We start from the raw sequence: 20225 nt of genomic DNA on the forward strand, positions 1-20225 counted from the left end.
AAAAATGTTATTTTTGTTTAGAAACGCTTTTTACAACAGGTTTTGAACAACTACATCAAAGATATCGACAGGCTCAAAGCTTTACTGGCTTATTCTGTCATTGATACTCCTTCGGAGGAATTTTACGATACGTTGAACAGTTTGGTGGCCACCATCTGTAATACACCCATATCGCTGATTTCTTTCATTGATGACAAAAGGCAATGGTATAAATCGAAGACGGGAATGGACATTGACGAACTTCCGATCGAAGAAACCATTTGCCAGTATTCCCTGCTGGAAGAAGACATCCTGGAAATTCCCGACACGCTGGAAGATGGCCGGTTAACGAATATTCCTGCGGTACAAGCCGAAAACGGAATCCGTTTTTACGCCGGGATTCCGCTTCGTTCTCCGGGCGGCTATGCCATCGGTTCTGTTTGTGCGGCCGACTATAAACCGCAGCAACTGGACGAAACCCAAAGACAAACCTTGCGGGACGTGGCCAAAATGGTGATGATCCACCTGGAAGCGAAGAAACGCAACGAAGAAATGGAAGCGGGGCTGAAAGACCTTCTTACGGAAAAGATCCAGGCTTCCGAAAGACAGATACGGATCCAGGAACGTGTTTACAACAACCTGTTTGAAGCCATTTCCCAATCCAATGCCATTATTGAATTCTCTATCGACGGGACCATTCTGAACCTGAACGAGCGGTTTGCCGAAATGATGGGATATTCCGTAGAAGAACTGACCGGTCAGAAACACACGATCCTGATGACAGAATCACTAACAGAGAACAACGATTTTGTGTGGGAAAAGATCGCTGCCGGACAACCTTATTCGGGCAAGTTCAGACGCCGGCACAAGGACGGGAAAACAATCTGGATCCAGGCTTCCTACAGCCCGGTAATCAATATCAAAGGTGAGGTGACCAAAATCACCAATATTTCCATTGACATCACCAATGATATCCTGGCAATTAATTCCCTGGAAGCCCTGAGTAATCAAAAAGATAATTTCATTGCCAATATCAGCCACGAATTGCGCTCTCCGCTTCATGCGATCCTTGGTTTTACGGAACTTTTGATCGAAGAGGAGGCAAACGGGCAGAAACGGAAACAATTGCAATCCGTGAAAACTGCCGGAGACACCTTACTTTACCTGGTAAACGGGATTTTAGACCTCAGTAAGATCGAAGCCGGGTTGTTCCAGTTTGATTTGCGGGATTTTAACCTGCACGACACGGTGGAGAACGTATTCTCCATTTTGAACGGAAAAGCACAGCATAAAAAACTTTCACTCAGTTACGAGATCGCACCGAATATTCCGAACACACTGAACGGAGATCCGCACCGCCTGGAACAAGTACTGATCAATTTACTGGACAATGCCTTGAAATTTACCGCTGAAGGATCCGTGAAACTCCACATTTCAGCAGAACAAAGCGATCCGGGATCAGCAACGCTGACCTTTGTTGTTTCCGATACAGGAATCGGGATACCGGAAGAGAAACTGGAAAGCGTTTTCGGCCGGTTTACACAGGCCGAGGAAAACACTACCCGTAAATACGGCGGGACCGGTTTGGGCCTGAATATTTGCAAATTGCTGGTTGAGAAACAGGGCGGAAACATCTCTGTGAGCAGTAAACCCGGAGAGTACACAAAATTCACCTTCCAGCTGACTTACGCTGTTTCCGAAAAACAGGAGCAGCAGGAATCCGCTGCTACCCACAAAGATTACAGCTTTTTAACGGGAAAAGTATTGATGTGCGAAGACAACGAGGCCAACCGCATTCTTGCACAGCATTTGTTCGATTCCACCAATATAGAACTGGACATGGCGGAAAACGGCAAAATAGGAGTGGAGTTGTTCCGGGAAAAGAACTACGACGTGGTGCTGATGGACATCCAGATGCCGGAAATGGACGGATACCAAGCCACAGCTTATATCCGCAACGAACTGAAATCGGAAACACCGATCGTTGCACTGACAGCCCATTCAATTGGCAAAGAGAAAGAAAAATGTGTGGCTGCCGGCATGAATGGTTATTTATCGAAACCCTTCAAAAAAAGCGAGTTACTGGACCTGATCGGACACTGGCTGAAAGAAGAAAAAGAAGTGCAGGAGAAAGAAGAGTTTGCATTTTCACTGGAAATCATCCGGGAAGCTTCTTTGGGAAATACTGATTTCGAGAACCAAATGCTCCGGCTTTTCCTGGACCAATCGAACGAATCGCTGGAAAAAATGAAGAACTGGTATACCGAACAGGATTGGGATGCGATCTGCAAACAGGCCCATCAATTGAAATCTACTTTCGGCATGTTCTTAATGGACACTGCTCTTTTGGACCGGATCGAGAAAAGGATCGGCCAGGATGAGCTGGATCAGCAGCTGAAGACACTTGAACAACAGATTATGCGTGCGCATGCACATATTCACCAATTAATGCATTCGGACAAATGAATATCTTATTGATCGAAGACGAAGATTTGCTTCGTAAATCACTGGCTTTTTTCCTGCGATCCAATGGTTACGAAGTAGAGGAATTTGACAACGGAGCGGATGCCATTGAATACATCCAGGCAAAGCATGAACACATAGACCTGGTTATTACGGACCTGAATCTTCCTTTTGCAGGAGGAAAACAAGTGCTTCATTCCACCAATCCTTATAAAAACATTAAGAAAATTGTTTTGACCTCCCAATCTCATGAATCAACAGAGGTAGAAGTTTTTGAAATAGGTTCGGACGACTTCATTTCCAAGCCGTTCAGTCCGGCAGCATTACTTAAACGTATCGAAAAACTGATTCCCCAAACCTGATCATCCTTTAGAAATAAACCGCCGTTGACCAGTTTACATTTGGAATTTTTCTCCCGGATACTTATCTTTTAATCCTAATAAAAAAAGAAGATGCCAATTTGAGCCGATTAATAGCTTGAAAAAGCAGAAAAAATCAAACACACAATTGACAGCACTATTCACAAATGAATAACCGGAAACAGATGAATATCGTATTGATTGAAGACGAAGACCTGCTTAGAAAATCACTGGCTTATTTCCTGCGCTCTCATGATCACCAGGTAGAAGAATTCGATAACGGGGCCGATGCCATTGTTTACATTCACAAAAACCATGAGGCCATTGACCTGATCATTACGGATCTGAATTTACCGTTCGCAGGAGGAAAACAGGTGTTGCATTCCAGTAATCCTTATAAACAGATCAAAAAGATCGTCCTCACATCTTATTCCATGGAATCCAACGAATTGGAAGTATTCGACCTGGGAGGCGATGATTTTATTGCGAAACCTTTTAGTCCACAGGTATTGCTCAAGCGCATTGAAAAATTATTTTCTCCCATGTAACGGTTTTTAATTGCAAACCTGCTACATTTATTTCTACTAATTATTCACTCATACGATTGCATGAACCCTGCTAATACTTCTTCAGACAATCACATCCTGTTGTATTTCGGATTGACCATTTCGCTTATTCTCATAGGGATCGCGGTTGCTATGTTCGTCAGAAGACGTATGCGTTCCCAGCTTGTTAAAAACGCTGAAGTTTATCAGGAAATTATCGAAGACATTTTATTCCGTTTGATGTTCGGGAAACTAAGCATGGAAGAAAGCCTGAAACTTTTCCGGGCGTTGAAACAAAGCAATCTGCTGAGTAAAGTCACCACGCAATCCATTATTTTCCTGCACGAGAATTATTCGGGCAAACAACGGGAGATCCTGGAAGATTTCTTTGTATTGTCGGATCTTACGGCTTATTCCTTCAAAAAGATCCGGTCCCGAAAAGCTGCCGATATTATCTCCGGTATTCGTTATTTATCCACCATGAATGTCCGCGAGGCATTTGAATTCATGAAACTGGAACTGGAACACCCGAATGACGATGTCAAAAAAGAAGCATTTATCGGCCTGGTAGCCTTACAGGGAATGGAAGGACTGTCTTTTTTCAAGCTTCCCGTTTTCCCGATTGATGATATTACGCAGGAACGTATTCTCAACCAGTTAAAGAACAAACGGTTTACTTCATTCGCAGGTGTTCACCTGTTGCTTTATGCCGAAAATCCAAGTTTGATCCTCCTGGGAGCACGCATTACGGAACAATTTCAGCTACATGCTTACTACGAATACATCCTTTCATTTGATAAAGAGCTTCAGCCAAGGTATGCTGTTCCGTTGGAAGCCATTCGGGAACGGATCGGAAAGGAAACCCGTCATTAATCGGGTATCTCAAATTTCTGTAAAGATTTTTGCCGCTTTTTGTAGTAATTTCACTGCTGATTATGGTATTTGAGAAAGAATTCAAGGAAGCAATCGTCAATTTGTCTATCAAGGAAAAAGACCGGCTTTTGCTGCGCCTGCTAAAACGGGATATTCCGCTGGCAAACCAGTTGTATTTTGAATTGGTGAGTACACAAACGGTAGAAGAGCGCCGCACGGAACTGGAGGAGATGGTGGTGAAACGTGTTGCGACTATGAGTAAACACAGTTCGTCGATCCAGGATTTGCTGCAGAAAACGCGTTCATTGAGCGGCGATATTACCGAGCAGGTAAAGATTACCAAAGACAAGTTCGGTGAAGTAAGCCTGAATTTATTAATGATGATTGAACTGCTGAAATCCAATAATCCGAAAATTTCCTTCTTTTCACGGGGAAAGCCACAAAAATTTGCTGTTTACCTGGTTGCAAGGGCTTTTAAGGTGTTGGTGCTCATCGGAGCGATGCATGAAGATTATCTGGTTGATTTTAAGTCAGACCTGGAGCGCCTGGGAGAACTGATTTCACAAAATGATCTATTGAATAAGACTGCGAAACATCATGGACTGGAAGTGGAGTGGTTGCTTTCGGGGGAAATCCCGGAGAACATCAAAGAACGGCAGGATGCGCTGCGGAAGAGGGGGTTGTTGAAGTGAAGGGCAACTGCGTTGCTGATTTTTCCCACAGAAGAGCATAGAGGAAACGCAGATGTTATTTGTAATCCCGGGTGGTAACTGAGTGGTTGGTTTACCACAAGGAACACAAAGACATAGCAGATCAGCCGCGGCTGACCGCTATATCCTTCAGAGCACGAAGTTTTTCACTTATTCCAATGGCAACTGCGCTGCTTTTTTATTCCGAAGTATGTCATGTTACAAGAAATTTTACCCGGGATTTATCAGCAACCGCGAGGCTTTCACATTTGTTAACAAACAAAAATCAATAGCTGCTGTAACATATCAGCGATGAGTTGGTCTTACGACAAACCAATTCAAAATATCAGATATGAAAACAGTAATCCTTTTTATCGCATTAATCTTAACAACCGGTTCATTTGCCCTGGCAGGAAACGGTGAAACTTTACTGGACCGCATCATGCACCGCAAAATCTCTTACCCGGAATCTTTACGTGAGAAGGGAATTGAGACAACAGTTCGTGTGAAGGTGCGCGTTTTGGCGGAAAATCAACTGGAAATCATCGAAATAGATTCGGATTCCAAAGAAATGAAAGCAGCAATCGAAAAACAAGTGCAGCAAATAAAGATCAGAGTGCCCCAAAATCTGATCGGAAACACATTCAATTACACCTATAAATTCCAGGTACAAAAGTAATTCACTATTCAATCACTGAACACCTAAATCTAAATGTGAGAGCGGCTAAAGCCGCTTTTTTTGTTACTACCAGGAGTTCGAAGAGCACGAAGTTTATTTTATGGGTAACAGCATGACTTATTATCCATTCAGGGCAATTTTCATGTATTTTCTCACTTCTTCGTTCAAATCTTCTTTTTGGAGCATTCGGAAATGGTGATTAAATTGATTGCTGCCCGGAACCTGTCCTACTTTTTGGAAACACAGGTTGTCGTAGTAGGGTTCTTTGAGCGGGAAGACCACATGGATGAAATTCTTTCCCAGTTGGGTAATCCAGGCAATGCGTTTTTGGCCGTTGTCAATGGCAATCATGGTTTTGGTGGGATGCAGGGTAATGGTTCCCGCCGCGACGGATTCAAATTCGGCAACAAAATAGTCGAACAAACTCAGGGTATGTTCTGATTTTCCTGCAAGAAAACTGGCTATGGAAGGATTTCCGGTTTCACTCATTGTTCTCCATTCATTATTCGTTTGCAATATAAAGAAATTGTGTAATTTACCTGGAGTTTTTACATGGGTAAACTCCAATTACAAACTAAACAGAACACTTCTATGCCTGATATTTCCTTGAAAAGCGCTACCGGCCGATGGGTCCTGTTTTCAACCATATTGGCAACATCGATGGTATTCATTGACGGAAGCGCGCTGAATGTTGTTCTGCCATCCTTACAAAAAGACCTGAACGCTTCCGGAGCGGATATTTTCTGGGTGTTGAATGCGTATTTGCTTGTTTTGGCAGCAATGATGTTGCCCGGAGGTTCGTTCGGGGATAAATTCGGCCGGAAGAAAATCTTCGGTCTGGGAATTGTCATTTTTATCATCGGTTCTTTGCTTTGCGGCATTTCACCGACTGTCAATTTTTTAATTGTTTCCAGATCCATACAAGGGTTGGGAGGCGCATTCATGGTTCCGGGAAGTTTATCGCTCATTACATCTCTTATCCGGGAGCAGGAGCGGGGAAAGGCAATCGGAACCTGGTCGGCAGTGACGACTATTGTAAGTATCGGAGGTCCGATTATCGGCGGCGTTTTGGGTGATCATGGCTTGTGGCGCTATATTTTCTTTATCAATATTCCCATCGGCGTTATTTCGCTGATTGCGCTCTGGTCAAAGGTACCGGAAACCTCCAATGAAGACGATCAAAGCAAGGTAGATCTTCCAGGAGCTTTCCTGCTGGTAGCCGGCCTGGCTTCCATTACGTATAGTTTTTTGAAGTTTCCCTCGACCGGGTTGCAGGATTGGAAAGTCAACGCGATCCTGGTTTTTGGCATTGTGAGCCTGATTTTATTCCTGATCGTTGAAAAACGAAGCGCAAGTCCCATGATCCGGTTAGAACTTTTTTCAAACAAGAACTTCAGCGGGTTGAACCTGCTTACTTTTTTCCTCTACGGCGCACTGGGTGCAGGTTTCCTGTTCTTAAGCCTGAATTACGTCCAGATCCAGGGATATACCCAAACAGAATCCGGGCTGACCTTTTTGCCATTTACATTCATACTGGGATTATTTTCCCGGTACATTGGCACGCTTTCAGACCGGTTCGGGACCAAACTGTTTCTCATCGCCGGACCTTTTACAACCGGTTTAGGATTTTTATGGATGTCTTTCATTCAGCAAACCAGCGGTTTTCATGCATACTGGACGACCTATTTTCCCGGAATGATAATTATCAGTATCGGCATGCTTTTAACGGTTGTACCGCTTACAACGGCGGTTATGAATTCGATCAGTCAAAAACAGTCGGGGATTTCTTCCGGTGTTAATAATGCCGTTTCACGCATAGCGGGTATTTTCGCAAACGCTGCTTTCGGGGCGCTGGCTTTGTTCCTGTTTACGAACATCGTGCTACAAAAACTGGATGGATCGGAGTTCAGTGCAAACCAAAAAGCCAAAATTGTTGCGGAAACCGTGAATTTAGGCAATGCGCAGGTTCCTTCCGGCAATTTTACTCCCACTCAGAAAACAACCATCCATCAACTTTACCGCGGTGCCTTCTTAAATTCCTATCAATCCGTATTGTGGTGTTGTACTGCTATGTGCTTTACCAGTTCGGCAATGGCTTATTTCCTGGTTAGGAACAGGGCCGGAAAATCGTCGGATCAATTAAAAGCCTGACGGAACTGCAAAGGCGACAGATTCGTTTTCGATTTAAACAATTTGCTGAAGGACTGTATGTGTTCAAATCCCAGTTCGTAGGCAATTTCACTCACGGTTAAACCGGTGGTCGATAATTTTTCCTTGGCTAGTTCTATCAACTTCCCATGAATGTGCTGTTGTGTATTCTGACCTGTGAGCATGCGCAATAAACTGCTCAGATATCCCGGCGAAACATGCAGGGAATCGGCCAGATACTGAACGGTGGGTAAACCTTTCGAAACCAGGTCGTCGCTTTTAAAATAATCGGAAAGCAGGTGTTCCAGGCGGTCCAACACCTGGTGATTGGCTTGTTCGCGTGTAATAAACTGCCGGTTGTAAAAGCGCTCGGAGTAATTCAACAAGCTTTCCAGCTGCGAAACAATGATCTGTTTGCTGAATTTATCGATATTGGAATGATATTCCTGGCGGATGTTCCCAATGATCCCGTTCAGGGTATTTTCCTCTTTTTCCGATAAAAACAGGGCTTCATTCACTGCATAGTCGAAAAATTCGTACTGTTTGATCGTTTTTGCAAGCGGTGTATTCCACAAAAAATCGGGATGTATCAATAACATCCATCCCGATCTTTCCGTTGTTGCGTCTTTTTCGGCAGCGATGCCAAAAACCTGGTTCGGCGAAATGAAGAACAGAACACCTTCATCAAAATCATATTCCTGTTGCCCGTATTTCAATTTGGCACTGATTCCTCTTTTCAGGGAAATTTGGTAGAAATCAAACATCCAGTTCACCTCACCGATATCAGCCGGGCGTTGAATGGCATTGAAATCAATGACACTGATCAGAGGATGTTCCGGTTTGGGCAAGCCTCTCAAACGGTGAAATTCGGTAATGGTGCTGATCTTTGTTATTTTCTTTTGTTCCATGGGGAGAAAATGTTCAAAATGTTTAAACAGGTTCAAAAAGTTTAAAAGGTGACTGAGCGAAGTCGAAGCCACCTTTGTTCAATTACCAATTTAGAAATAATTTTTCGTCAGGTCTTCCAATAAACCGATTTCTGTAGGTTTCCAGCCTAATACTTCCTGTGTTTGCAGGTTTGTTGCCGGGCTATCGAAGGAAATGAAATGGCTCATCCATTGGAAATGGGTTGCCGTTTCTTCTTCTGACAAGGATTTTACGGGAACATTCAGTTTTTCACCGATCAATTCCGCGATTTTCTTTAATTCGATCCCGTTATCGTCAATGGCATTGTATAAAGCGCCTTTAGCACCTTTCTCCACTGCCAACCGGAATAATTTTGCCGCATCCTTGCGGTGAACTCCCGGCCAGCGGTTGTTTCCTTCTCCCGGAAACCCGGATACACCGTGAGTACGCGCCTGGTGAATAATGAAAGGCATAAATCCTTTGTCACCTTTATCGTGCGTGGAAGGAGCCAAACGAACCACCGAAGCGTGCACGCCTTTTTCAGCCAAAGCCAAAGCAGCAGGCTCGGAAGTGCGAAGCGGGATTTGCAGGGTGCTTTCTTCCGTAACAACCCCATTAATATGCGGCAAGCCCAAAATTCCTGCGGTTACAACAATCGGTTTTTTCGTTCCCATCAATACTTCACCCATGGCGTTAATGGCTGTTTTTTCCACCTCATTGGACTTCGCGAAGTTTGCAAAATCGTGGATAAAGCCTGTATGAATGACTCCGTCGGCCTCTGAAGCACCTTTTTTCAAAGCACTCAAATCTTCCAAATCTCCCATCAATACTTCTGCGCCTGCCTGACGGATTGTCTGTGCGGATTCTTCCGACCGTGCCAAACCAACTACATGGTGTCCGGCTCTCAATAATTCTCTCACAACTTCCGAACCTACAAAGCCGGAAGCTCCTGTTACAAATACTTTCATCTGATCTTTTTTAGTTGATACAAAGTTCTGTATTCAGCTTCAGGGGAATTTAGCCGAATCGGCTGATCGTTTAGCCGAATTGAAGAAAACAGAATCAGAATGAGAATCCAAAGCAAATCAGCCTCGGCTGATCGCTTCGGATTAACGAGAATGAGAGGAGAAGATTCGATCTCAAGCGGAAAATCATCATTTCTTAAACCAGTTTAAGTTTATTCAAATCGTCAATGAGCAGCTTTGTAGTATCGATATTATATGGCAGCGATTAAAAAACAAATCAACAGTTCGGTAGGAAAGAAGATCAAAATGGCCTTGACCGGTTTGTTCCTGGTTAGCTTTTTAATAGTACACGCTTCTGTGAATGCACTTATTTTTTACAACGATCAGGGAAAAACCTTTACAATCGGGGCACATTTCATGGCTACCAACCCGATTATACGAACCCTTGAAATTGTATTGATTATCGCGTTTGTTGTTCACATGGTGCAGGGTTTGAAACTCTGGTGGGAAAACCGAAAAGCCCGGCCCATTGCTTATGCTTATAAGAAGAACTGTACTCCTGATGTGAAGTGGTATAGCAAAAGCATGACATTATTCGGCACATTGATTTTGCTGTTCCTGGTTATTCACACACAAAACTTCTGGATTCCCAATCGGGTGCATCAATTTCAAGCCTGCGAGGAGCTTGACTTGTACCGGATGATGGTCTCTAAATTTCAGAACCCTATTGAAGTAATTATTTACCTCTTAGGCTGTATTTCACTCAGCTGGCATTTGTTACACGGTTTCAAAAGCGCTTTTCAATCCCTGGGACTGAACCATCGGAAATACAATCCGATGATATTGAAAACCGGTTATTTCTTTGCAATTGTGCTTCCACTAACACTCGCCATGATGCCGGTTTCGATTTATTTGGGGTGGCTGAAGTGAGACAGAATCAGAATCAGAATGAGAATAAGTCCCGATCTGCTTATTTCAGTTTGGTCTTTACGATTTCGATACGTGCAACGATGCGTTCGTGTCCGGGAGCCAGTTTCAATCCTTCTTCGAGAATTTTCAAAGCGGCCTTATAGTCATTTTCCCGGTATAGATAAGCCCCGGCTTCTGCGTAGAGCCAACCGATATTGTCCTGGTCCAGCACTTCTTTGTCTTCCATATCGTTCATGGCCTGCACGGCCAGATCGAAGTACTTTTTTCCTTTGGTTCCATCATTATCCACATAGAATTTATTGGAAAGTTCGGCATAGGCATAAAAATATCCTACCAGGTACAGGTTGTGCTTGCGCAGAAAGGGATACTTATCCGCATAGGCATCCAATTTGGCTAATATTTCTTCTTCGTCTTCATTCGTTTTACTAATGGACAGCATAATGCATCGCACCAACCACAATTGAATGCCCGGAGTTTCTACAGATGTATTGTAGGATAATTCGGCATACTCCAATTGTTTTTTAAGGTTGTATGCGTTGGAATAATAATCCGAAACACAAAAGTAGTACAGGGCTCCCATTCGCTTCAGAGTAGCTGTATCCTGCAAATGGGCTTCGATATAGGTATAACTCGAATCTGCCAACGCCTTGTTTCCTTTTGTGAGCAATTGTGCATTGAGGAATTTCGCGTATTGGTAATAAACCTTTGTCTGGTCGGCTTTTTTAATATTCGCATACCCCACCAGGTAACCAATATCATCCATACTGCTGAAGTCCGCATCAGCCATCAGTGTCACTAAAAGTTCTGCTTTTAATAACCTGGCTTTATCCACATCGTACCATTTTTCAGCCTTTGAAATCTGTTCAAAAGCAAGCAGCAGTTGATTTTCATTGACTGCAACAATTGCTTCATTGTAGTATTGAATCCCGGCCAATTGTTTTAAATTGACCACACTATTCGTATTGAAAAATGCATTGTAAACCTGGAGTTCTCCCTGCTGACGGATTTTTTCAGGAGTTGACAAACCAAATTCCACCAGTGTGCGGACCGCTTTCGAGACATCTTTTCTTGCCGGAATGTAAGAAGCATCTTTCAAAGCAGTCATTTCTACCGAAATTGCTTTGGTATCCGGATAAGCCATGATGTAAACATGCGTAGGCATTTCCTGGATATTGTATGGAATATCCAATTCCTCAAGTACAAGGGCAAAAAGTGCTGTACCCGAAACGCAATTGTATTGACCGGTTTTAAATATCTCGTTGAAAGGGGAAACGTACTTGTATCTTCTCAGGAAACGCTCGTGTATCTTTTTATGGAGTTCCTTCATCAATTTTGCCTCAGACATGCGCATCATTCCCGAAGATTTTACTTCGTTCACAAATTCATCGAGTTGCTTTTTTACCGCAAGTGTCTTTTCAGCAGAAGCATCATCGCCCAAAGCCATTAGCATTTCCAGGTGGGTTGCATGCTTATTCAGCAACACTTCCCGTTCATAATCCGACCGGTACTTTTCGAGTTCGAAACCGCTGGTTTGGGAATATGTAAGAAAAAAACATCCTGTAAAACAGAAGATAAATAAGAGGTATTTCATTGTTTTTGAAGCTTGCCGGTCGATTGATTTTTCATTTGAAGCTTCAAAGATACAACAGAAAATTATTCACCGGATGAATTCTCAACGCTTTTGACGGAATGTTCGTTCATTCCATCAAACCTTTATCAATCATTTATGAAAACAGTTCTTACTCTTTGCATTCTTTTCAGCGGATTTAGTGTCTTTTCGCAGTCGGAAAGATATGGAATAGACCTGCATACCGGCGGTTACCAATTCAACAAAACCATTGTGAAAGATTACGGCACACACCAGTTGACAGGTGGTAGCGACAGATTCCCGGACGGAACTCCTTATTTCTGGTTTGCGAAAATGAACGGCGACCAGGTAAGCTGGTCAAAATCCATCCCGGCACACAACCTTTGGGCAGAAATGGATATTTGCCCGCAGGATATTGCCGAATGCCCGAACGGCGATATTATTTTTATTGCCCGGGGCAACAATTCCGGTGATTACAGTACCAAAGTGGTCAAAGTATCTTCATCCGGTCAGTTAATCTGGACCAAAGAAATATTGGCTCAGCACAACACTTATTCCCAAACGGTTTATGAAAACAATCCCATGATCGTGGAAAATGACGGGATTATCATTACCATGGCAGGATACAATCATTTGCAGGTTACCAAGATCAATTTCGACGGTGAAGTACTTTATTCGAAACAACTAAAGGTACAGGGAACGCTCACTCCTGTAAATCCCGGGTATCTTTTCATTCCGAATAATGCCGGAGGATATTACGCGGGGCTTGAATGCGACAACTCTCCTGCAATTGTAAGCCTGGATAATTCGTTAAACATCCTGTGGTCGCGCAAAATTGAAAGTGATGAAGAAACCAAACTTCGTTCACTGCTTGAACTTCCGGGCGGAGAATTGCTCATAGGCGGAATGTCCGATAGTAACGCTTTTGTTGCTAAACTACATGCAGACGGAACTCTTCAGGATTATCATCGTTTTAATCAATCTGCATTATTGTATTCGGCAGACCAGTTATTCCTCTTCGATAGTAATACTGTTTTGGTAAACGGCCGCACCAGCTATGGATTTATCAACACAGCTAACTGGACTTTTCATGAGATGGTTCACAATGTTCCTTTTTGTGCTTTTTATCCGTCAGCAAACGGCTGGAGTTTCGGCAGTCACTGGTCTAACGACTACTACCTGGATTTCAATCCGGGAGTACCGGAGTGTTTTAGCGGTTTAAACGTGATGCCGTTTCCCATGCCGGCAATTAGTGCAACCGATACAGCCATCCAGGCAATGATTACCGACATGGGCGAAGTGATGGATGTAGTGATTCCGATAACTGATCTGCAGGCAACAGTGATACAAGATTGTTCACTTGGACTGGATGAAGCGGAGCAGGGAAGTTTCCGGGCAGCACCGAATCCGACCACTGGATTGATCAGCATCGAACACCCGGAAAGTGTCGAAGAACTATTCGTATACGACATTTTCGGGAAACTGGTACTAAGCAGCAAAACGCAGCAGGCCAAAGAGACAATTATCGATCTTAGCGGGGAAGCTCCGGGAGTTTATTTGATCCGGATAAACGGGAAAGGTGTGAAACGAGTTGTGAGAGAATAAGAAACCACGATTCCGTTCGTATCATCATTTGGGCTATCTTTAGCGCCAATGAATTGGACCTTACTTTTGATCGCCCTTGGAATGATGATCGGTTTTTTTATCCGTTTTTCCGGTTACAGCTTAGGAAAAAACCGCACTAAAAAGAACCCGGAACGTCCGTTCCCGCAACAGTGGAGAGATTTGTTGGTGAAGCATGTAGCTTTTTACAATCGGCTCACGCCACCGCAAAAGACGAGATTCGAGCACCGTGTACACACTTTTTTGCTGAATGTTCAAATCGTTGGTATTGATACGGAGGTAACACACCTGGATCGTATCCTGGTTGCTTCCGGCGCCATCATCCCGATTTTCGGCTTTGATTCCTGGCATTATTCAAACCTGGACGTCGTGGAAATCCATCCCGATAAATTCCTGATCCCGAATACCCTGCAATATGCCAACGGACTAGTTGGCTGGGGAAAAATGGAGGGAAAAGTCAAACTTTCCCGGAAAGCACTTGTACACGGATTTTACGACAATAACGACCAGAAAAATGTGGCCATTCATGAATTTGTTCACGTACTGGATATGCAGGATGGAAAAATCGACGGACGAATGGCCCGTATCATCAAAGAAATCGACATCAAGCCCTGGCTGCAGATTATCAACAACAAAATGACCGAAATGCAGCGGGGAAATTCCAGCATCCGGGATTACGGATCCACCAGCAATGCTGAATTCTTGGCGGTAGTCAGTGAATTCTTCTTTGAAAGCCCGGAAAAAATGAAAACCGAGCACCCGGAACTTTACCGCATGCTGGACCATTTTTACAATCCGAAAAACCAGCCGCCGAACCCGGCAAAAAGCCAACCGAAGAATCCTCCGCGCAATCCGCCTAAAAATCAATCGTCTGGTCCGCAGGAAGTAAAATCGGCGTTGATTAATTAAAGGAAACGCTGTTAAAAACATTCTTTTTTAACAGCCCGTTTCGTTTATAGTTACAAGTAATTAGTTACCATTCATCATTTTTCGGGGCAATGCTGATTTGCCCTTTTTACGGGCTATTCATTCACTTATATTCGTGGTGTTTAATTTTTAATACACACCACATTTATGAAGAAAAAATCAGTATTGCTATGCCTTTTACTAGGCTTGTTTTTTAATCTGTTGGGTCAATCAACTCCACCGTTAAAAATCACACTTGAACCATCCAAATCTTTTGGTTTCCTGGGATGGACCGCTCAGCCTAATTCAACTTACATCATCAACATCACTCAAAAAAGAGTTGTTTCAGGCCAGGTTACTTATTCACCTGTTTCCACTCTCAGATCATCCACCAATTACCTGAAGATGGATAAGACGCTCTTAAAACAGCCGGATCTCTATTACAGCGTTTCTGCAATGGCTGCTAACGGAACTACCATAGGACAAACGGAACCGGCAGCGTTTTGTCCGGAATGTACACCGAACACCTGGACCTGTTCCAAAACCTGTAATGGAACCACTTATGCTTACACCCTGAATATCACCGCAGAAGATTTAGGGGTCGGTCAGACTTCCATGGGACGAGTTTGGATCTCCGATGCGTATTCAGCGGTTGCTCCGAATGCCAATGCTGGAAATTACTATTACGAAGCCATCACACCAACGGAATTTACTATTCGCGGAGCTTATATTACGGCTCATAATCTGGATTGGTATGTGATGTCCAACGTTGTTTCTACCGATCAAATACGCGACGCAAACAACAATGTGCTTACAGGAACGGTTTACTTCGTTCAAAAGACACTCGGGCAGTTTTCATGGGCAGATGGTAACAGGACAACGGATTTCCTGGTTGATCAATCAAATTGTTCCCTAAACTTCATGATCAACAGAATGAACCAATTCCCAAGCCCTGACAACAACAATACGGGTATTTTACAATGTTTCCCGGCCTGGCCGTCACAAGCCGGAGCAGGAGGAGGACTTGTCAACAAACCTTACAACGGACCAGGATCTCTTGCAGATGTACTGGTAACTTACTATACGCTTAGTTATTATATTATAGATTGTAATGATGATCTTTCAGAAGAACTTTGCGTCCATTTTGGCTGCAGTGAACCATGGGAGCCAGAGCCAGGTGAAGGAACAGGAGGAAACCTGCCTACCGCTCCGGATTTCGGTGATGGAAAATTGCTGTACGTAAAAGTTTCCAACGTAAACGATCCGGACATGTCGATTACTTTGACACCGGACCAGATTTTTGACTACGGCAGGGAATACATTGCACCGTCATTGAAGGATTTAGAATCCGGATTGTACCGCATGACTTTTGTTTTTGACGATTTTTCAGCGGCGCAATTTTTGGCAGAGCATCATGCAGATACCTATGAGCCGATCACCAATTCAGATTTTGCTACTCTGACAGTTTCACCAAACCCGATCCAAAATGAGACATTGATCTATGACGTAACTGTGAACAGAAATATGTCTTTTGATATAGAGGTTTATTCACTGGCCGGAGATTTTATTTCTACTGAACACGTGAAATTATTGGCAGGAGAAAGCCTTCGCCGTCAAAAGAGCCTTCCAAAAAAGAATTATCCTTATTCGCAGGTGCGGGTAAAATTGGTTTTTGCTGATGGTTCGGTTCAGGAACAAATCGTTGAATTGCCACAATAAGAATTTCAGACACCTCCAAACCTGAAACAAAAGGCTGCCAGGAAACGGGCAGCCTTTGTTTTTATAGGTTGGACCTATTCCACATTCCACTCCGAAACATGGTTGTTTTCGAGATCCTTCAACTCCATGAAATCATTTTCCAGTTGCAGGATTTCGTACTCGTCCGTCTGGGTATCACCCTGAAAGTTAGACGGCGTGCGTACAATCGTTAAATGATCGGCACTGCTTGAAATGCTGTAGGTAATCGTCCATTGCAAATCCTGGTCGTATTGCGGGATTTGGTATACGAAGGTTCCCGGGCACGGCTGGTCGTTCTTTTTGCACTTTTCAAACGTAAAAGCTCTGCGGATTCCCGATAAATCTTCATTTCCGGTGTCTTCATAGGTTGATTTGGTCATCACCCAGGTTTCCCCGCCAATACTTTTCAGGGCTTTCTTTTCTTTGCTGCAGCTCATCAACAGCACAACTGCAAGTAATAGGTATAAACTGTGTTTCATGATTATTATTTTTTTTTCAGCAAAGTAAAGGCGGGGAAGAAGGAGTTTCAATAGGACAGATGTCGTATTATCAAAGCTCAAACAACCTTCCTATGCGAATCTACCTACCGAAAGAAAGAATTAGGAACCACTCCTAACAATTTCCGTTCTGATTGAACTGAAAAGATTTAAGTGTTAATTTGAATTTTCTTGATTCATAAGCACGTAATTGCGTATTAGCTACTAGATAAATTTGATTTTATATTCTGAAATTCATTCCCTGCAATAGCGGTTCCTTTATCTTTTTTTGTTAAATTTTACCTACAACTTGTTTCGTACGAAAAATTTCCTACCTTTGAAACATGAAAGCAAAAGACACTGAAAATAATCCGCAATCGGAACCGACGAAATCAGAATTGGAGATCTTACAGGTTTTATGGAAAAACGGCCCTTCAACGGTTCGTTTCGTAAACGATTACCTGAACGAGCAGAAACGTGCCGTGCAATATACATCCACACTGAAGCTGATGCAGATCATGACGGAGAAAGAAATGTTACTGCGTGATGCTTCGAGTATGAAACATATCTACAGCGCTGCCATCGAAGAGAACCAAACAAAGACCGTTTTATTGGACAAGTTTATCGATACCATGTTCAACGGTTCAAGTACCAACCTGATGATGCAGTTGCTCGGAAATAAAAAGACCTCGCAGGAAGAATTGGATGCAATCCGTGCCATGCTGGACCAACTCGACAAGAAATAATAACTTCTAAAACCCAATACTATGAACTTTTTAGTGAACGACGCCATTATCAAAGCAGTCAGCTGGACGCTGGTACATTCGCTTTGGCTGGGACTTGCAGCGGCTATCCTGGCAGGACTTACTCTTTTGCTGACCAAAAAAGCAACTTCGGCAACCCGTTATAACCTGCTTGCAGGATTGAGCGTTGCATTTTTAATGGCAATCGGTTTCATTTTCTACAACGAATTCGAAACGCAGGCATCCGTTTTACACGCAGACAAAGTGGTAAAAACCAGTCTTCAAACAGAACAGGTTGTTTCATCTTCTCCCACATTTATAAGAGAAGAGGGGAGCGGGCCACTTTCAATCATCACGGCATTCGTCAGTAAATCCGGTTCCTGGATTGTTTTGATCTGGTTTGTTATTTTCCTGTTCAAATGCATCCGCATGACGGGCGATATCCGGCTGGTATACCGCGCACGCAATTATCAAACGATTACTCCGCCGCAACAATGGATGAACCGCGTATCGGAATTGAAAATTTCATTGCGCATCAAACGCAGCGTTCAATTGCTGGAATCCCGCTTAGTATCGGTTCCATCGGTGACAGGATTTTTCAAGCCGGTTATCCTGATGCCGGTCGGATTATTGAACAACATTCCCCAGGAACAGGTAGAAGCAATTTTGTTGCACGAACTGGCGCACATCCGCCGCAGTGATTATGCAGTCAATCTCATGCAAACCTTCATTGAGATCCTGTTCTTCTTTAACCCGGGAATTCTCTGGATTTCCTCTTTGCTGAGAGACGAACGTGAAAATTGCTGCGATGACCTGGCAATCAGTGTTACCAACAATAAAAAAGAATTTGTCAACGCCCTGATTTCCTTCCAGGAATACAACATGCACAACCAGCGTTTCGCCCTGCAGTTCGGTGATCAGAAAATGAAGCTGGCGGACCGTGCCAAACGGATTCTTTTCAACACCAATAAGATGCTCAGCATCCGCGAAAAGTACTTCCTTTCTGTTTGTGCAGGACTAAGTGTGATTCTCTTCCTGGTAATTTTGAACGTGAATTCCTCTACCGCACAGGAAATCAAATCCCCTAAAGCAGATACATTGAGTACTGAAAAATACAATCCGAAAGACGTTCCGGAAGGAACTGCAATCAAGTATTTGGATGATGCGAAAGGGAAGTCTCACGTATATCTTTTCAAGAGTGGAGGAGTGCTTTACCAGGTTCCTGAGAATTTGAAAAAATTCAAGGTCGACGGCAAACTCATTACCGGAAAGGAACGGGAAAAATACCTTCCTCAAATCAAGCAGTTGATCGACGGGTATGAACATGCCATTGCTTCCGAAGACGTAGATGTGTTCACGGGAGTTGAGTACCCGGAAGTGGACCTGTCAGAAGAAGAACGCATCATTGATGAAGCATCCAAAATCATTGATGGTCATTCGGCAATCATTGACAAGCATTCTGCAGTTATTGATCAACACGTTGCGGTGATCGACGAGCAGGTAAAGATCATTGATGCGGAAACCAGCAAAAAAGTCGGAGAAATGGACCGAAAAAAACACAATGAAGCTCAGCGCATCATCGAAGAAGAGCAGCTTAAGATCGAGGCAGAATCGAAAAAGATTGACATTGAAGCCCGTAAGATTGACGAACAGGCACGCAAAATTGATGAGCAATCGCGCAAGATCGAAGCCAAGCTGAAGCTGCAGGAAAAAGAATTGAAAAAATTACCCGAATTGAATTCGCTTCCGCCTGAAAAAGACATCACGCTTACAGTGATAGAAGAATTGAAAAAAGCGGGGTACCATGGAAAGATCAACTCCTTCGAACTAAGTCAGAAAGCCTTAATAATTAACGGAAAAACCCAATCCGAGCCACTTTTGCAAAAAGTCAAGCATTACACCAAACCCGGCATGCGCATCTTATATAACATTGATACGCATTAAAGCATGTCTCAAACAAAGCCTAAGTAGCAGACATCAGTACAGTTAAAGATGCAAGCCCCGACGATAAATGTCGGGGCTTTGTTTCTTATAACAGCCTCAGTGTTGGGTAATGTGCATTAACAACTAGCGTCAATCCAAAGAACTAAATCTTTATTCGTTTCCTTCACAAATCTTCTTCAATGTATTCAGTGCCATTGGCCAGGTTTCCTCGAAGTAGGAAACATACTCGTCCAGGGTATCCACGTCTACCGTTAAGCGCGTTCCATCAGCCGTGCTTTCGAACCGGTAATTTTCATGAGCGCCTTTCCAGCTGTCCAATTTTTCGCCTTCCGTTACTTCCACGCCTTTTTCCAACATGCCGTAATGTTCGATGGACACATATTTCCCCGGATCATTTTCAACAATCCGCGCTACCATTCCTTCCTTGCTGCCATTTTCCGAAATTCCGGTAAAAAGGATTTTATCCCCTTTGTTCCAGCCGCCTTCCCACGAAGAAGTAGGATTGAAAGCAGCACACCATTTTTCGTAGGTATGTTTGTCACTAAGCCCGAGCATTACGTCGTAAACATGCTCCGGCGAAGCAGAAATTTCCTGGGTATAACTGAGTTTTTTCATGTGAAATCGTTTTTAGATGCTATAAGTTACGGAAGATTTGGCTGGGAGGCAAGATCA

Annotated in this window: 19 protein-coding genes; 13 read left to right on the forward strand and 6 right to left on the reverse strand. The window is 43.4% G+C overall.

The features are described 5' to 3' along the window. Positions 1-42: 42 nt before the first annotated feature. The 6 genes from ABDW02_RS06680 (at position 43) to ABDW02_RS06705 (ending at position 5587) form a co-directional block, all read left to right on the forward strand. Entirely contained in the window at positions 43-2445 is a 2403-nt protein-coding gene (locus ABDW02_RS06680; RefSeq protein WP_343633377.1) for an ATP-binding protein, read from the forward strand. Next, positions 2442-2804 (forward strand): response regulator transcription factor, encoded by a 363-nt coding sequence (locus ABDW02_RS06685; protein ID WP_343633379.1) that lies wholly within the window; start codon positions 2442-2444, stop codon positions 2802-2804. Before ABDW02_RS06680 ends, ABDW02_RS06685 begins: the two co-directional genes overlap by 4 nt. 182 nt (positions 2805-2986) lie before the next feature. Continuing rightward, positions 2987-3349, forward strand: coding sequence for a response regulator (locus tag ABDW02_RS06690; protein ID WP_343633381.1), 363 nt, complete (start codon positions 2987-2989; stop codon positions 3347-3349). Between the two features lie 60 nt (positions 3350-3409). Continuing rightward, positions 3410-4219: a hypothetical protein gene (locus ABDW02_RS06695; protein WP_343633383.1), complete on the forward strand. Its 810-nt coding sequence runs from the start codon at positions 3410-3412 to the stop codon at positions 4217-4219. Positions 4220-4281: 62 nt separating this feature from the next. Next, the gene (locus tag ABDW02_RS06700; RefSeq protein ID WP_343633385.1) at positions 4282-4911 is read left to right on the forward strand and encodes a hypothetical protein; all 630 of its coding nucleotides are present in this window, start codon (positions 4282-4284) and stop codon (positions 4909-4911) included. A gap of 349 nt (positions 4912-5260) precedes the next feature. After that, complete coding sequence (locus ABDW02_RS06705; RefSeq protein ID WP_343633386.1) at positions 5261-5587, forward strand: hypothetical protein; 327 nt, start codon at positions 5261-5263, stop codon at positions 5585-5587. Between the two features lie 120 nt (positions 5588-5707). On the opposite strand, the gene ABDW02_RS06710 is transcribed toward ABDW02_RS06705, so the two are convergent. After that, on the reverse strand, positions 5708-6076 hold the full coding sequence (locus ABDW02_RS06710) for a hypothetical protein (RefSeq protein WP_343633387.1): 369 nt from the start codon (positions 6074-6076) through the stop codon (positions 5708-5710). A gap of 102 nt (positions 6077-6178) precedes the next feature. Here ABDW02_RS06710 and ABDW02_RS06715 point away from each other — a divergent pair, with 102 nt between their 5' ends. Further along, entirely contained in the window at positions 6179-7738 is a 1560-nt protein-coding gene (locus ABDW02_RS06715; protein ID WP_343633389.1) for an MFS transporter, read from the forward strand. Here the strand turns inward: ABDW02_RS06715 and ABDW02_RS06720 are convergent. Both ABDW02_RS06720 and ABDW02_RS06725 read right to left on the reverse strand, forming a co-directional pair. Further along, positions 7723-8643: a helix-turn-helix transcriptional regulator gene (locus ABDW02_RS06720; protein ID WP_343633391.1), complete on the reverse strand. Its 921-nt coding sequence runs from the start codon at positions 8641-8643 to the stop codon at positions 7723-7725. The genes ABDW02_RS06715 and ABDW02_RS06720 overlap by 16 nt on opposite strands. Before the next feature lie 90 nt (positions 8644-8733). After that, a complete protein-coding gene (locus ABDW02_RS06725; protein ID WP_343633393.1) occupies positions 8734-9609 on the reverse strand; it encodes an SDR family oxidoreductase in 876 nt (291 codons plus the stop codon). A gap of 252 nt (positions 9610-9861) precedes the next feature. Between ABDW02_RS06725 and ABDW02_RS06730 the strand changes: the two genes are divergently transcribed. Next, complete coding sequence (locus tag ABDW02_RS06730; RefSeq protein ID WP_343633395.1) at positions 9862-10536, forward strand: succinate dehydrogenase cytochrome b subunit; 675 nt, start codon at positions 9862-9864, stop codon at positions 10534-10536. Positions 10537-10576: 40 nt separating this feature from the next. On the opposite strand, the gene ABDW02_RS06735 is transcribed toward ABDW02_RS06730, so the two are convergent. Continuing rightward, a complete protein-coding gene (locus ABDW02_RS06735) occupies positions 10577-12127 on the reverse strand; it encodes a hypothetical protein (protein WP_343633397.1) in 1551 nt (516 codons plus the stop codon). Between the two features lie 135 nt (positions 12128-12262). Here ABDW02_RS06735 and ABDW02_RS06740 point away from each other — a divergent pair, with 135 nt between their 5' ends. The 3 genes from ABDW02_RS06740 (at position 12263) to ABDW02_RS06750 (ending at position 16372) form a co-directional block, all read left to right on the forward strand. After that, on the forward strand, positions 12263-13729 hold the full coding sequence (locus ABDW02_RS06740; protein WP_343633399.1) for a T9SS type A sorting domain-containing protein: 1467 nt from the start codon (positions 12263-12265) through the stop codon (positions 13727-13729). 48 nt (positions 13730-13777) lie between these two features. Continuing rightward, a complete protein-coding gene (locus ABDW02_RS06745; protein ID WP_343633401.1) occupies positions 13778-14656 on the forward strand; it encodes a M90 family metallopeptidase in 879 nt (292 codons plus the stop codon). Positions 14657-14821: 165 nt separating this feature from the next. Beyond that, complete coding sequence (locus tag ABDW02_RS06750; RefSeq protein ID WP_343633403.1) at positions 14822-16372, forward strand: hypothetical protein; 1551 nt, start codon at positions 14822-14824, stop codon at positions 16370-16372. A gap of 74 nt (positions 16373-16446) precedes the next feature. Here ABDW02_RS06750 and ABDW02_RS06755 read toward each other — a convergent pair whose 3' ends face one another. Beyond that, positions 16447-16869: a hypothetical protein gene (locus ABDW02_RS06755; protein WP_343633405.1), complete on the reverse strand. Its 423-nt coding sequence runs from the start codon at positions 16867-16869 to the stop codon at positions 16447-16449. Between the two features lie 341 nt (positions 16870-17210). Between ABDW02_RS06755 and ABDW02_RS06760 the strand changes: the two genes are divergently transcribed. After that, positions 17211-17612 carry a BlaI/MecI/CopY family transcriptional regulator gene (locus ABDW02_RS06760; protein ID WP_343633407.1) on the forward strand — a complete coding sequence of 134 codons (402 nt, stop codon included), beginning with the start codon at positions 17211-17213 and terminating at the stop codon, positions 17610-17612. Between the two features lie 21 nt (positions 17613-17633). Next, positions 17634-19553: a M56 family metallopeptidase gene (locus ABDW02_RS06765; RefSeq protein WP_343633409.1), complete on the forward strand. Its 1920-nt coding sequence runs from the start codon at positions 17634-17636 to the stop codon at positions 19551-19553. 150 nt (positions 19554-19703) lie between these two features. On the opposite strand, the gene ABDW02_RS06770 is transcribed toward ABDW02_RS06765, so the two are convergent. After that, positions 19704-20168 (reverse strand): SRPBCC domain-containing protein, encoded by a 465-nt coding sequence (locus tag ABDW02_RS06770; RefSeq protein ID WP_343633411.1) that lies wholly within the window; start codon positions 20166-20168, stop codon positions 19704-19706. Positions 20169-20225 lie beyond the last annotated feature (57 nt).

It is taken from the genome of Fluviicola sp. (assembly GCF_039596395.1).
Taxonomy (GTDB): Bacteria; Bacteroidota; Bacteroidia; order Flavobacteriales_D; family Crocinitomicaceae; genus Fluviicola.